This is a genomic window from Acetivibrio cellulolyticus CD2 (assembly GCF_000179595.2).
GTDB classification, from domain to species: Bacteria; Bacillota; Clostridia; order Acetivibrionales; family Acetivibrionaceae; genus Acetivibrio; species Acetivibrio cellulolyticus.
The window spans coordinates 795905-811243 of sequence record NZ_JH556659.1 but is presented as its reverse complement, the minus strand read 5'-3'; the positions used below and the strand labels follow the sequence as shown (position 1 = coordinate 811243).

Annotated in this window: 12 protein-coding genes; 3 read left to right on the top strand and 9 right to left on the bottom strand. The window is 34.1% G+C overall.

Going from position 1 to position 15339, the window contains the following annotated elements; genetic code table 11:
* Nucleotides 1-53: 53 nt before the first annotated feature.
* Nucleotides 54-350, bottom strand: a complete 297-nt coding sequence (locus tag ACECE_RS0223455) for a DUF1294 domain-containing protein (protein ID WP_010251754.1) — start codon at nt 348-350, stop codon at nt 54-56.
* Between the two features lie 240 nt (nt 351-590).
* Between ACECE_RS0223455 and ACECE_RS0223450 the strand changes: the two genes are divergently transcribed.
* Nucleotides 591-1391: a hypothetical protein gene (locus ACECE_RS0223450; protein ID WP_010251752.1), complete on the top strand. Its 801-nt coding sequence runs from the start codon at nt 591-593 to the stop codon at nt 1389-1391.
* A 174-nt stretch (nt 1392-1565) separates the two neighbouring features.
* On the opposite strand, the gene ACECE_RS0223445 is transcribed toward ACECE_RS0223450, so the two are convergent.
* The 6 genes from ACECE_RS0223445 to ACECE_RS0223415 form a co-directional block, all read right to left on the bottom strand.
* Nucleotides 1566-2075 carry a DUF3189 family protein gene (locus ACECE_RS0223445; protein ID WP_010251749.1) on the bottom strand — a complete coding sequence of 170 codons (510 nt, stop codon included), beginning with the start codon at nt 2073-2075 and terminating at the stop codon, nt 1566-1568.
* A 326-nt stretch (nt 2076-2401) separates the two neighbouring features.
* Nucleotides 2402-3814 carry a group II intron reverse transcriptase/maturase gene (ltrA, locus tag ACECE_RS0223440; protein WP_010251745.1) on the bottom strand — a complete coding sequence of 471 codons (1413 nt, stop codon included), beginning with the start codon at nt 3812-3814 and terminating at the stop codon, nt 2402-2404.
* A gap of 531 nt (nt 3815-4345) precedes the next feature.
* On the bottom strand, nt 4346-5521 hold the full coding sequence (locus ACECE_RS0223430) for an ankyrin repeat domain-containing protein (protein ID WP_010251743.1): 1176 nt from the start codon (nt 5519-5521) through the stop codon (nt 4346-4348).
* A gap of 75 nt (nt 5522-5596) precedes the next feature.
* Nucleotides 5597-6655, bottom strand: a complete 1059-nt coding sequence (locus ACECE_RS0223425; protein WP_010251740.1) for an ABC-2 transporter permease — start codon at nt 6653-6655, stop codon at nt 5597-5599.
* Nucleotides 6656-6660: 5 nt separating this feature from the next.
* Nucleotides 6661-7533, bottom strand: a complete 873-nt coding sequence (locus tag ACECE_RS0223420; protein ID WP_026073974.1) for an ABC transporter ATP-binding protein — start codon at nt 7531-7533, stop codon at nt 6661-6663.
* Nucleotides 7534-7540: 7 nt separating this feature from the next.
* On the bottom strand, nt 7541-7918 hold the full coding sequence (locus ACECE_RS0223415; protein WP_010251733.1) for a GntR family transcriptional regulator: 378 nt from the start codon (nt 7916-7918) through the stop codon (nt 7541-7543).
* 279 nt (nt 7919-8197) lie between these two features.
* Here ACECE_RS0223415 and ACECE_RS0223410 point away from each other — a divergent pair, with 279 nt between their 5' ends.
* The gene (locus ACECE_RS0223410; protein ID WP_205410220.1) at nt 8198-9295 is read left to right on the top strand and encodes a rhomboid family intramembrane serine protease; all 1098 of its coding nucleotides are present in this window, start codon (nt 8198-8200) and stop codon (nt 9293-9295) included.
* A 110-nt stretch (nt 9296-9405) separates the two neighbouring features.
* Here ACECE_RS0223410 and ACECE_RS32010 read toward each other — a convergent pair whose 3' ends face one another.
* Nucleotides 9406-10641 carry a cellulase family glycosylhydrolase gene (locus ACECE_RS32010; protein WP_010251727.1) on the bottom strand — a complete coding sequence of 412 codons (1236 nt, stop codon included), beginning with the start codon at nt 10639-10641 and terminating at the stop codon, nt 9406-9408.
* A 743-nt stretch (nt 10642-11384) separates the two neighbouring features.
* Between ACECE_RS32010 and ACECE_RS0223400 the strand changes: the two genes are divergently transcribed.
* Nucleotides 11385-13097 (top strand): IS1634 family transposase, encoded by a 1713-nt coding sequence (locus ACECE_RS0223400; protein ID WP_010251723.1) that lies wholly within the window; start codon nt 11385-11387, stop codon nt 13095-13097.
* 286 nt (nt 13098-13383) lie between these two features.
* On the opposite strand, the gene ACECE_RS28730 is transcribed toward ACECE_RS0223400, so the two are convergent.
* On the bottom strand, nt 13384-15339 hold a 1956-nt coding region (locus tag ACECE_RS28730; protein ID WP_010251721.1), incomplete at its 5' end, for a cellulose binding domain-containing protein.

Genomic DNA, 15339 nt, shown 5'->3' with positions numbered 1-15339 from the left:
ACTATCTTGCCCTTTTGTTCCAAAGAGCCTGTGTAAAAACCCGGAGCAATGCTTCAGCTATTCTTCAGCAGAAGGAATGCTATTATAGCTTCAGTTACTAATATTGCAGGTATCCCAAACATAAAATACCAGTGCCTGGTCTTATGCCTAAAAAAAAGCATCCCGGCATATACACCAATTGCACCTCCAAAGACAGCAATTAAAAAAAATGTCTTCTCAGGAATTCTCCATAAATTCTTTTTCGCCTTATATTTATCTGCTCCCACTATACTAAAACCAATAATATTTACTATTGAAACCAAACCTAATACTAAATAAAAAAAATCCAACTTTATTGCCAAATCGATCAACTTACTTTTCCCCCTATTCTTTAGTCAGCTTAATTCTTTTCTAATTATAAATTATATAAAATCCAAATTACAACCAAAACTTCTGCTAAAATTTTGTAAAAACATTTACGTTTTTGTTGTATTTTATTTACTTTTTATGTTAAAATATGTTTGACAGAGAAATTTGTCCAATTTTTTTATGCGGGCCGGGATAAGCTTCGAAAGTTGCAAGTTTAATAATTCCGACTTTGGGAGGTCGTTATGAGAAAGAATAATATTATTAGAAGATTAGCATGCTTTGTTTTGTGTTTTAGCCTTGTTTTCGTATCGTCTGCGAATGCTGTATTAGCAAGCGGTAAAGATTCCTTCTTTTTTGGAAATTCATTTAAAGAAACAACCAAGCCTAATAAAACAATAAATCCTATGCAAAGTTTTATTTTAGATGCCATGGATAGCAAAAATAATGAAGATATCGCCATAGAACTTTCTAACTGCACTGAAGATAGCATATCTGAAACATCAAAAAACCTTTCATGCCTTTTAGATGGCAAATGGAAATCCAAAAAAGATGTAAAGCAATTAAATAAAATATTAATTACTTACCTAGATTATACTCCAAAAGCTCAATACTGTCTTTGGTCTGTAATAGATTCGGGATTTGATGGAGTAGAAATACCACATACTTTAACAAATAAGCTAAAATCAAAAATCAACTACGATTTTACAGGTAATAAAAATGATGATCGTGGTATTAAGTTTATGGTAAAAACTTTGCTGATATTCGATGAAGTAGCCGCCTTAACAGACCAAAAGCTTCTAACATTTAAGTATAGTAAGTTCCATCGTCCAGAAATCGAACTTAACAGACTAGAAGATTACCCTTTCATATCAGCCAGCATAACAGAAGTACTGGGTAGTCTCGACACACTACCATTTTCAGGTGATTTTGAAAGCTTTATAGATTATTATGAAACATATATAAACGATTGTGGCGTTTATGGAATTTTTTCATTTATTCGCTTACTAGACGCTAATGGTATAGAATATTCAACTGAGGAATAAATAGAAATTAGCGATTAATTTACCGCTTTTCCTGGCCCCATAAGAATATGCCCAAGCATAGAATTAATTAACATCCTAAATAATCAGTTACTATAGACGAAAAACTCAATAACTGAATTTAAGGGTGTTTTTTCATCTATAGTAGATAACATTAAGTGCTATATAGAGTTAATTTTAGTGTTCGCTATCTTTATTATAGATAATCATAATCGGATCATTTGATTCTTGAGCTTTTTTTCTCGTCTTTTCAACAAGTTCAACTACTTTCGCATATGATTGCTTGACACCTTTCACCAATAGCGGAACCCCTAAAAAGTCTATTCCCATTCTTCTTGAAAATAACCCTCCCATGGTCATTGCAAAAGGTACGGTAGGAGACGTATTTGACAATATTATCCTTTGATTTAAGCCCATTTCATCATGTGCAAGCCTCAGCAGGTTGCCCATACAAGGCAGCAAAACCTTTGATGAACCTCTTCCAACAGTATATACCTTGTTTCCATCTTCATCAATGCCACGAAAAATTATTCTTCCAAAGTCTTTAGTCGTTAATGTATTAAAATAATCTACATTTAATATTTCTTCTTTAGTTGGAATACGGTCTTTAGGTAACTTGTTTAAATGAACTGCTGAAGCAATTGATGAAGAATGCGTACCGCCATAGCAGTTGTATAAATAAATCATAACTTCACCTCAATTTTAGAATGCTAAAAATATAACTTCGGCTATTCCTTAGTATTTACCTTTTACGTTGTTCATTATTCACTGCATAAATAAACACCCCGGCTTAATTGCCGGGGCATTTATTAGGGGGTTAAAATGTATTTTGTGAGGTCATTTAAATTATTAACCGTTTACTGATTAAATATACCTTAACTAAAAAATTTTTTAATAAAAAATATTTTATACTCCGGTTACATCAAATTCGAAATCGGGTAGGAGGCTAACCATTAATTGATTAGCCGACCTCCCACACCGCACGTACGTACCGTTCGGTATACGGCGGTTCTTTAGTTTTCACAGATTTTTAGATAATAGTCAGACATGGAGATATATCCTAGTCTGGCTATTATTTTGTTTGTTAGTGCACTGTTTAGCATCACTGCCGCTCTCCAACAGCCCTTGCGACAGTTTGCCATTTCGTGCACCTTCCATTCAGGCAGTTTTAAGGCTTTCAGCATACGATATCTTGTTTTGACCTTCTTCCATTGTTTCCAATAGATAGCCCTAATTCTTCTTCGTAGCCATTCGTCTGTTTCTTCCATCAATTTCTTCATCTCCGCCTTACTAAAGTAGTTAATCCACCCTCTAGCAAACTCTTTAAGTTTTTGTATTCGGTAGTCATTTCCCCATCCATTATTCCTGTTGGTTAGTAGACGAAGTTTGTCTTTCATTTTCTTTACCGACTTTGGATGTACTCTAAGCCTGCATTTACCTTTGTATCTGTAAAATGCGTATCCTAGATACTTTATTTTGCTGACATGCGAAACTGTTGTCTTTGCTCGGTTTATTTTCAGAAATAGTTTCCCTTCTATGTATGGCACTATATTCTTCAATGTTCTTTCTGCACTTTTCCTACTTTTGCAGAAAATGATTGCATCATCCGCAAATCTCACAAATCTGTGACCTCTGCGTTCCAGTTCCTTATCCAGTTCGTTCAACATTATATTCCCCAAAAGTGGACTCAGTGGTCCGCCTTGTGGAACACCCTCTTCTGTTCTCTCAAAGAATCCTTTCCCAGCTATACCTGCATTTAGATATTTGTGTATCAGCGATATTACTTTGCCATCTTTAATTGATCTTGATAGTATTTCTATCAGCTTACTGTGGTTCACCGTGTCAAAGAATTTTTCTAAGTCCATACTTACCACATACACATATCCCTCATCAACATATTCCTTACATCTTTTCAATGCATCGTGCTGGCTTCTCTTTGGTCTAAACCCGAAGCTGCTCTCCGAAAACTGGCATTCATATATCAGTGTCAATTCCTGTGCAATCGCTTGTTGAATAACACGGTCTACCACCGTCGGTATTCCTAGTTTCCTAACCTTGCCTTTTTCCTCTTTTGGTATTTCTACCCTTCGAACTGGGTTTGGTTTGTACTTCCCCATTCTTATCTTCTGGATAAGTTCATCTTGGTTTTCTCTTAGGAAGGGTAAAATTTCATCTACCTGCATACCATCAATTCCACCTGTTCCTTTATTTGATTTTACTTTCTTATATGCTTTATTAAGATTATCTCTTCGTAAAATCAATTCCAGTAGATTGTTCGTCCAAAAATCTGTAATGATGTCGTTGCTTTCAGCAATCCTCTGATAGGTGAACACTCCTGCATTCTCTTTCTGTTCCGCAGATACCATTTGCAGATAGTCTTCTATATGAAGTTGTCTGTTCTTAAATCTATCATCGGTTACTTTCATTTACTCACATCTCCTAAAGTTCAGTCCTTCCCACCCAGTCTTAAGCCCTTGTGGTACTATGACTTCTGCTGACTTCTCATGATAAATCTTTTTCAACCATAGCCGCAAATATTTTATTGCATTGGCTATGTCCATGAGATATCCCCGGGTACTCACACGCTCTTTCCCTCTTATACTCATTCCATAACTACTAACTACATTTCTGTACAGTTATCGGATTTTGGTTTGTTTGGCAACCTAGTCCATGCAGTTAGCCTCAGATGTAACAAGCCAGAGTTTTGCCTAATCCTTTCTTCAGATTCCATCTCACGATGGACACCCTTGGCTTCGGCTGTATCCTTCCCACTGTCGGGCGGATTGGGGACTTTCACCCGTTAGAACGTGTGCCCACCGGGCACACCAAAAAGCAAACACCCCAGCGCCATTGCCGGGGTGTTTATTTAGGGGGTTAAAATGTATTTTGTGAGGTCATTTAAATTATTGACCGTTTACTGATTAAATATAACAACCAAATAAAATTTTTTTGAAACATTATAGCAAATTTTCCTTTTTGTTTTCACTGTATTCCTTTAACATATTGTAAATACTATCCATATTTTTCTTATTTTCAAAATCAAACCAATCAACATTTTTTTCCCTTATTTCACTCAAAACTTCAAATACATCCTTTCCATCATCCCTCTTAACCTCTATAGGAACATTATACTCAAGAAGAAGTTTCACAACTTCAGGCTTACATTTATTTATTGCAACTAAAATAGGTGAATGACCTTCAACAGGTAACTCTTTTACATCAAGCCCATTTTCCAAAAGGAATCTGGCCGCATCTATATCATCACTCCACAACGCTCTCATAAATACTTGGGAAGCTATCTTATTGTCAATATAACCATATCTTATAATAAGATGTTTTAACATATCAAAATTTTCTGTATTACTCAACCAGGATGAAAGACTGTAAATTTCTTCAGAATTTACATTTCCTCCTTTACCGATAATATAATCCATCATTTCAATATCCTTTCCAATTACAGCTGTCTTCAATGCTTTCTCCAAATAGCTTTGTTCATGATATTTCTCAATGAGAACATCAAGAAGTTCATAGTTCTTAATATAAACTGCCATTTGGTAAAAGCCTATTATGTTTTCACTTTTATTCACATCTGTATTTTCTACAGCTATTCTTACAAGTCTCTCTGCCTTTTCTTTATCCTCCTTTTCCCAGACGTCACTTACTCCTTCAAATTTGTACTCTCCCTTAGTAAGGTCTGCACCTCTGTCAACCAATTCACAAGCCAAAGTATAATTCCTTACCGCAATCGCTTTTTGCAGTGGAGTCACCTTCATACTATCTACTTTATTTATATTTGCCCCTTTATCAATTAACATATTTACAATTTCCATATTGCCAACAGATATTGCCGCATCAAGAAGAGTCCCCAACCTGCCAAAAGTAGCTTCATAATCAATGTTATCCACATGATCAATAAGTATTTTAACTGCATTAACTTTTTGATTATCTATTGCATAGAACAATGATGTACGTACTAACTCTTTATCTTTGTTTATTTGCAACTGATACTTAAGTTTTTCTATATTTTCAGATTTTACGATGCTTATTATTTCCGTTGATAAAGAGGGATACACTATAGAACTTGAGATAGCTATAAAATATATTATAGTTAAAACAAAAGCAAACTTCTTCACATTCATCATCTCCTAATTTATATAAAACCCGCAATTTTTAAAGGCACTGACTTTTTATCTAAGAAAATAACCCAACTATGAAAAACGTCTATTATATATCTTTATAACCCTGCCTATCAGAATGTATAGCGGAATAGGAATTATAACACAGAATATAATTACAATATCCAGCCTGAAAGCAATACTCCCGGCTATTGCAAGGTATAATGTATGTAATAGAAAACCGAAGTAAAATGCCATGATCGCTTTATATAACTTATTGCAGCTTTCAACCGTTGTTATTCTTCCGGTTAGTTCAAGCCTCGACTTATTAAATAGCTTTAATGAAAATATAAACATTAAAACAATAGCCGCCAGGTATATAATTATTTTTGCTGGAGCCCAATAACGCATATAACTCATATAATTCTCCACTTCAGCAATTACACTTCCATCTAAAAATTGAAGCGCCGACTCATCCGTTGTAATATCCAGTCCAAAAAGGCTCTTCAAAAAATCAAGCATCAACCAGACTGGCTCACGTGTATTTTTTATAAATGAAGGTACTATAAACATTTCATTATAGCGCATGTAAATATTTTCTATAATATGCATGATAGTAATTGGAATAGCTGCAAAAACAATACTTATAAGTCCTCCCACAAATACTGTTCCATTCATAGACTGAACCATTAAAATAAAACCAAGTATACAAAATAAAAACAGCAAATAGGCAATATAGCTATATGTAATAGTTAAAAAATGTTCGCCCCAATTATGATTAAGTATTAAAATTATATTCTCTATCACATAAACAGAAAAACTGGGAAAAAACACATTATAGAATCCTACCAACCATTTGCTAATTACAATTTCTCTTCTACTAAAAGGCATACTTGCTGAAAAAGAGTAACTGGTAAAATTTCTGTCAAAGGAGAATAAAACCGAAGCCATAACCGCTAGTGTTAAAGCTGTCAAGACTGTTCCACCAAGTCCATTACTTTTATTCATAAAAATATCCAGCACAATTCTTCCATATTCATCCCGAGAAAAACTCGGAATAATAATCCTGAATATTTCTAAAAAGAGTATTGGAATAAACCACTTTGAATATTTCCAATCCCTATAAAGAAGTGCTTTGTTAATTAATTTCATTATAATTATTCCCCCCTACCATAAGAATATATAAAAATTTCTTCAAGGCTTAAATCTACTTCTTCCACCAAAGTAGCACCATTAGCTCTCAATTTCTCTTCAAATTCTTTTGAGTGTTCTTTAGTTACAATATAATAAACACTTCCTACGTTTTTTACATCAAGAATTTCATCTCCAAACGCTTCCCTCGAGAACCCATTTAAAAATACAACCTGCAGCTTTGTTACCTTTTGCTTGATGTCATCAACCGTTCCATTATACTTTATCTGCCCGCTATTTATAATGGCTATACTGTCGCATATTTGCTCTACATCTGCAAGATTATGAGTAGATATCAAAACCGTAGTATTCCTTTCGGATACTTCATCTAATATTATTTCAACAAATTTTCTTTTCGCAATAGGATCAAGTCCGGAAGTTGGCTCATCTAATATCAGGTATTCTGGATTTATAGAAAGGTTAAGTGCAAGCATAAGTTTTGCCTTTGTTCCCTTTGAAAGGCTGCTTACTCTTTTAGCTTTTGAGATTTCCAATAAATTGTTTAATTCATCAAATCTTTTTTCATCAAACCTTACATAAGCTAATTTATAAAATTCTATAAGTTCTTTAACTTTGAAGTTTTCATAATAATGGCAAAAATCAGGCACATAGCCTATATTTCTTTTAACCTCCTTGTTGTCAAAGATAGAAGAATCATTATAAGTTACACTTCCCTCGTCGGCCTGCCATATCCCTGTAAGAATCTTTATAAGAGTTGTCTTGCCTGCACCATTAGGACCTATAAGTCCTAAAATAGTGCCCTTCTTAATACTGAGATTTATATCTTTAAGTATTTTCGTGCCTTCTATTTCTTTATAAACCCCACAAACGTTAATCATATTTTCACTACCTTTCAATATCGTTATATATCCCATTGATAATTTCGGTTATTTTGTTTTTATCAATCCCCATGTAGTGAGCCTCAATTACTGCATCCCTTAAAACTCCTAAAAGCTTCTGAAGTCTATCTTCATCCACCTTAGGCTTGTAATTTGCCGATACAAAAGTTCCCTTTCCCGATATTGTCTCGATAAGCCTTTGACGTTCAAGTTCTGCATATGCTTTGCTGACAGTGTTCGGATTGATTGTAAGCATCTTTGACAACTCCCTTATGGAAGGCATTTTTTCTCCTGGCTTTAACCCTCCAATTATTATACTTTCTTTAATTTTGTCAACTACTTGTTCAAATATAGGTTTACTACTCCTTGCATCAATATTAATCATAATAATATCAACTCATTTTCTTTGTATTAAGTGTACTATTCACTATAGTACACTTAATACAATATCACACTATATAAAATTTGTAAATAGGATGCTAAGATTTTTACAAAATTTAGATCCACTCATCTATAAAAATATGCTAAAGACTAATATGTATTGTTGCTTTGTGTAAATTCTGGTATTATATATTTAAAAATCATAATCTATATCTTATGAAAATAGGGAAAGGATTTTAAAATAATGTCAAGTTACCTTTACAGCGCAATAGAAATGTTAATTGTGGAAAACGATTTTATTCCAATAAAAGATAGCGATAAAGGTGAATTTATAATTGACGAAAAGTATAGCATTCTAAAGAAGGTTACAGGTAATAAAATAAAACTGCTTGAGATTTATAACAGTGATTTACTATCTACTGAAGATATAAAATCAATGTTGCTCTCTTATCCATACGAAATCGATGAATCAAAGACTAAAAATATCGATATATTCTATATAAAAGTATTCATCTTTTCTGAAATGCCGCCTGAAACAATAATGAGTATTTTTAAAAATGCATATGATGAGAGAACTAGAAAAAAAAACAATTTTGCATGCATGGCCTTATGTCAGAAAAAGAGGACTATATTCTTTTCCAAAGGAATTGTATATCCTAATCATATGATATACGATGTTTTTGCTAATTGCTTTGATGTGGATGATAAAAACGCTGAATTTGATATTATAAAGATATTAGCAGAAAATGAGGCTAGAAATAAACCGCAAATTATCGTTGAAAATGAAGGAATAAATACACTTGATACTTTTTCTTTCAAGATAGTATATTTTTATATTATGGTTTTTATGGCGATAAGCCTTATTAATATTTTTACTAGTGGTTATATTAAATTTTTTGACAGCAATACGTTATTTTTAATAGTCAATTCGGTCTTTCTATTAACCATAGGAATTTTGGTGGAGTACAATTTCGGAAACAGAAAAGTGATAGCAATAATGCTGGTTGGAGGAATTTTTAGCACTATCTTCCTCGGTTATTTCATTGTTTATTCCTTTATTATTCCTCTCATTGGAGCTTTAATGTATATGAGATATAGAATTCCCGAGACACTTGATAAGGCAAAATTTACAAAACCTATTCTTTTATTATATCTTTTATTTATAGTCAGTTATAATCTATTCGCTGGAAACGTTTTTTATTTAATTCCAATAACGGGAATAATCCCAGGCTTTTGCGTTTCCGGCATTTTAGGTTTCGATAGCGATATCGCAGACTCTAAAATAAAAAAGAAACTTTACACTATTCTTTTGATTTGTGTTTTGGTATTGTGTTTTAAAGTATTTCTCTGCAGCAAACAGCCCTTCGGTAGACTTTTTTGATGCCAGAAAGAATGCACTTTCTTAGGCATTAAAAAAATAGCCATACGGATTTCAAATACATATGGCTATCTATATTAAACTGTAATCTCAAACCACATAAATACTATATTTTAAAAACCAGCTTTAATTCCAAGCAGTACCTGTCTCATAATTCCAAAGTCAATTGAATTAACTGCACTGTTGCCATCAACATCAGCAGCTTTGAGTTGGGTTTCTGACAAAGTTTTCGAACCCAACAAGTGTGTTCTCAGATAACCAAAATCTATTGAGTTAAAGCTTCCGTTCTCATCAATATCCCCCTTAACAATCAGAGTTCCAGTTGGTGTAGGCATACTGGTCGGCTGTACATTATTTATTTCATCCCATAAAGGAGTATTCATCTTTACAAGATAATTTTTTACTAAAATACCGGATGGTTTTAAGTTAGAATCATTCCAGTCCGTCCCGCTTGTGCCGGAATTAAATGCAGCAGTTGTTTCACTAAGTGCCGATATCGACCAGTTAGCGGAACCAATGTTGTTAGCATCCATGTAGTTCCACCATTCTTGTGTTGATGCAGCATCCAAAGAACCATTGCCGTCTGCTGCACCTGTACCATACTCTGAGGCAAAGATAGCAATCCCTTTGTTCAATGCTGTCGTAGTATCATCACGCAACCATTGCTTATGCGTTGCAGCATAAAAATGCATTGAATAAGCAATATTGGTGGAAGTAGTTATTGGATCTGCAGCTGCCTCCTGTGGCTTTTGAGCCCATTGTGGAGTACCGCATATAATGATATTATCTGTATCAATAGATCTAATAGCTGTTATTACATTTTGATGGTAAGTCTTAACATTTGACCAGGTATCCTTGCTCTCCGGTTCATTCCAAGTTTCATACATAACATTGGGAGTATTTCCGTAAGCAGTTGCCATCCTCTTCATGAAGTCTGAGCATGCTTCTGCATTAGCGCCAGTCATTGAGTGCCAATCAATAATGGCATATACCCCATTGGCTATACAAGCATCAACAACCTTTTTTACCAAACTTTCCTGAGATGAGACCTGTTTTGGGAGAATCGGAATACGTATAACCGTACATTTCCATTCCTCTACAAGGCGTTTAACTGTTGTTTCATTGTAGAATTGAAGTCCGTTTGTATTCCATGCATACAACGACATACCACGCAAAGTAATTACCTGATCTCTGGCATCGACAATTTGGTTACCTTGAACCTTAAGCTGCCCATGGTAGCCTACAAACGTCTGCGGAGTATCTGCATACAAAGCCTGGAAGTTTAATGACGATACCACTGTCATCACTAGGACCAAAACAACTAGACCAACTGATAGCTTTCTTTTCATACTTAACTCTCCTTTTATTTAAATTTTTTAGTTCAAACTCTTGTAGTTAAGAATGCAACTCTGAATCTTGAAATTAATATTATGCTTACAAACTATGCATTAACATGCATTTACATAATAAATGAGTCATACTTGCTGCTATTTTGCCCGAAAATGTTGAATTTTTAAGGCTTTCTTTAAATACTTCAAATATTAACAAAAAATTTGAGGATGATTAATTTTAAAATGAATATAATGATTAGATAAATGATAAGTAATAAACGATTCTATAAGCCATAGAACATATATTCTATATTTAAAAGGCTTTGATACATCTTGAGGTAAATGAAATGTTGTATCCGATTTTGCAAACCATGTTAAAATACTGAGACTAATATTCAATTTTCTTTATTCATTGTTTCGTTAGTAAACCATGTATGGCTTCTACCATCCCCTGATTCGCTGTAAACAATGAACAACTCTTCTTTTCAGTTCATAGTATTTCAATGTAAATAGGAATTTCTTACATTATATTAAGTTTTATTAAAATATTCAATAAATATTTTTATACTATTATAAAACTTTTAATACAAATTAAAGTGTGTTTGGTAAATATATAAAACAATCACCCGTGTCTTTGACAGTTGAATAAATAAAAAATCCTTGAAAGCCAAGATATAGGCTTATTTTTTTGTCAATTTTTCAATATATGTATTGAGTACTATTGAGCCATATGTTATAATATAAGAGATTGGAGGGATTTTATGAGACTTAAAATATCACGTTCTAAGAATTCTGCATCTCTTTATATAATTAAATCAACTTGGATTAATGGTATCCATTCTACTAAAATAGTTGAAAAATTGGGGACCTATGCTGATTTACAGAAGCAACTAAACGGTCAGGATCCTATTGAATGGGCAAACAAATATATTGAAGAACTTAATCAGAAAGAAAAAGAAGAAAAACGAGAAGTGTTAGTTAAATACTCTCCTGCGAAACAAATTGTAAAGGACGAACAGCGTTTTTTTAATGGCGGTTATCTATTCCTTCAGCAAATTTATCACTCTCTTGGCTTGCACAAAATTTGTAAGGTAGTTTCTGATAGGCATAAATTTTCCTTTAACCTGAATTCTATTCTTTCCAGATTAGTCTATGGAAGAATAATTTTCCCGTCTTCCAAACTTGCTACTTGTGAATTATCAAAAGACTTTTTGGAACAACCAGACTTTGAGCTCCAGCATGTTTACAGAGCTTTGGAGGTTATTTCAGATGAAACGGACTATATACAGTCGGAGTTATATAAGAACAGTCTCGGTATTTGTAGCCGCAACAAAGGAATTCTCTATTATGATTGCACAAACTACTTCTTTGAAATTGAGCAGGAAGAGGGTCTTAAACAGTATGGCGTATCAAAAGAGCACAGGCCAAACCCAATTGTTCAGATGGGGCTTTTTATGGATGGTGACGGCTTACCCCTTGCATTTTGCATTAACAAAGGAAATAGCAATGAGCAAACCACATTGAAGCCTCTAGAGCAAAAAATCATTTCTGATTTCGGTCTTTCAAAATTTATTGTTTGCACAGATGCTGGTCTTGCATCTACTGCTAACCGTAAATTCAACAATATACAAAACCGTGCTTTCATCACTACACAGTCCATTAAAAAGTTGAAAGCTCATTTGAGGGAATGGGCTTTAGATACAAAAGGATGGTATCTTACCGGTTCTAAAAAGGTTTATGACATTACTGAACTTGATGAAAAAGCTGATATGGATAAGATTTTTTACAAGCAGCGCTGGCTCAGCGAAGATGGCTTAGAGCAAAATCTTGTTGTGACCTTCTCGCTTAAATACAAAAATTATCAGCAGACTATCCGAAATCGTCAAGTAGAGCGAGCAGAGAAAGTTATTAAAACAAATCCTAAAAAGCTTAAAAAATGTAATGCCAATGATTACAAACGCTTTATCTCAAAGTCCTACTGTACATCCGATGGAGAATTAGCTGATAAAGAATTAATCGGTATTGATACAAATCTAATTACAAAAGAGGCTGCTTTTGATGGTTTCTACGCGGTATGCACCAATCTCGAAGATGACGCCTCAGCTATTATTAAAGTTAATAGAAGACGTTGGGAAATTGAAGAGTCCTTCCGTATTATGAAGTCAGAGTTTAAGGCAAGACCCGTTTATTTGCAGAGGGATGATAGAATTAAGGCACATTTTACGACTTGCTTCATTTCGCTAATGATATACAGGCTGTTAGAGAAAAAGCTTTCGGAAAAATATACCTGTGGAGAGATAATATCTGGGCTAAGAAGTATGAATTTTATTGAAATCAAAGGCGAAGGTTATGTTCCGACGTACACAAGAACGGATTTCACCGATGATTTACATGAAAAATTTGGTTTCCGAACAGACTATCAAATCGTTAACATGAGACAACTTAAAAAAATTTTTAAAGACACAAAAAACTAAAAAAGTACTCAATTTTTTAAAGAACAAGAAAAGCTTGAACCCGCCCAAATTCAAGAGGTTTCAAGCTTTTTCTTCTCTTCAACTGTCAAAGATGAGATTATATTAAGTTTTATTAAAATATTCAATAAATATTTTTATACTATTATAAAACTTTTAATACAAATTAAAGTGTGTTTGGTAAATATATAAAACAATCACCCTAACATACATATGATAGAGTGATTGTTTTGATATTTCTCCGATTGGACTTGGTAACTTTTTTATTTTATTTAATAATCACCTTTACTTACGGTTCTACTCCCCAAATCAAGCTGTTATTTTGATAAACATTTACCTTATCCCATTCACCATAACTTGTTGATACACCGTTAAAGGAGTAATCATTTAATTGATTATATATTGACCAATCAGGAGTTGCAAATCTGACTACTACTTCCGTGAATGCTCCCGGCTCCAAAGTTCCGCTACCTGTCTTAAACCCTACTTCAAGGTAATAGTCTGCAGAATTTGAAGGTGTGCCGATTTTCACAAAATTGTGATTAATGTTGTATTCCCCCACAGTTGCATAGTCACACCAGAAATTCTGAGTTTTTTCCTGATCTATTGTATAGCAGTACCTTATCTTTAATCCAGAAAGATCAACCGGTGTCGTCCCCTTATTAGTAATAATAAACCTAGGGGAAACATTGCTTGAAAGCGCATCTCTATGGACATTCCACATTTCAACCCGTAACCTTTCGATGACTGTTACTTTTTGAACAGCTGTTGTAACATTTCCATTTGCATCTGTTGCTGTCCATGTCACAAATGTAATTCCATCAGGGAATGTTCCCGGAGCATCGTTTGTTATTGTTACAGGGAAAATATCTGTTGCATTTGCATCTCCAAGACTAATTATGCTGGTTATTCCATTTGCATCAGCAATAATGTCTGCCGGTATCAGCAATACAGGACTGGTAGTATCTACCACAGTTATCTTCTGTGTTGCCGTCGCTTTATTGCCGTTTGCATCAGTCGCTATCCATGTAACTATAGTAGTTCCTAGAGGGAATCCAACAGGTGCATCGTTGGTAATTGTTACGCTGCTTTTATCTGTAGCTGTGGCTGTACCGATATCAACAGTTGAAAGTATTGCATTCGCTTCAACTGTCATATCCTGAGGTATAGTCAGTACAGGTGGGATCAAGTCCCCGACAATTATTTGAGTTTTTTCTACTCCTACATTTCCAAGCATATCGACAATTTTAATAAAAATATCATATGTTCCGTTATTTACAATTCTGGTATTACTGTCTTTTCCATCCCAGTTTACACTGTAAGCTCCGGCGGGTTTTTTAATACCATTTTCCAATACTTTTACGGTGTTTCCATTTACATCGATTATGCTTACAAATACATGAACTTCTTCGGATAACGCAAAAGAAATATTAGTATAGTCGTCTATTCCGTCATTATCAGGTGTTATTACAGATGGTGAAACCATAAGGCTCTTAACTTCCGGTGCGTATGTGTCCAATTCAATATACACAGCCTGAGTACTTGCACCAGTAAATGCATTGCCATTAAGCCATCTTGTCTCTGTAGCCGTAATATTATTAATTCCTTCTGCAAGTGAGATTTGTATACTAAATCTGCCGCTTTGATCTGCTTTTGTTTCACCCGCTTTTGCCTGACCGTTGTAAATTGTCACAGTTGTACCTGCCTCTGCTTTACCGTTTAGTGTTACAACAGAGCTTGATACAATACTGTCTATAGGAGTGTCAAACTCGGGAATTCCTATTTTAGGCACTATCATATAGCTTGAGAATCCAGGAACATCACATTCAATTTTTACAATTTTATTTCCCATAAGGTCTGTTGCATTGGTATCAATATTTGTAACTGTAACAGCTTCTATTTCTCCATTATCTTTTACATGATATACCGAAAGCATACCCGGATCAATTCCGATCAATTCATTTTCTGTAAAGTTAATAGTAAGTTTCGGATGGTGGTTATCATTGAACTCAACATTTTCAGGAGTCTTCTTCATGCTGTAAAGTGGCCCTATAGGCATCGGCATATCAGGATTATATTGAACTTGTGTATCTGCAAGTTTTATCGAATCAATAGTAACAACAATATCTTCACTAACAGAACCAGGTTCAAAAGTAAGATATGCCTTGTTGTATGGGGCAGCAACATAGGTATTCTGTGTTGCTGAAGCACTTACCTTTTTGCCTATTGTAATTACTTTTGTATC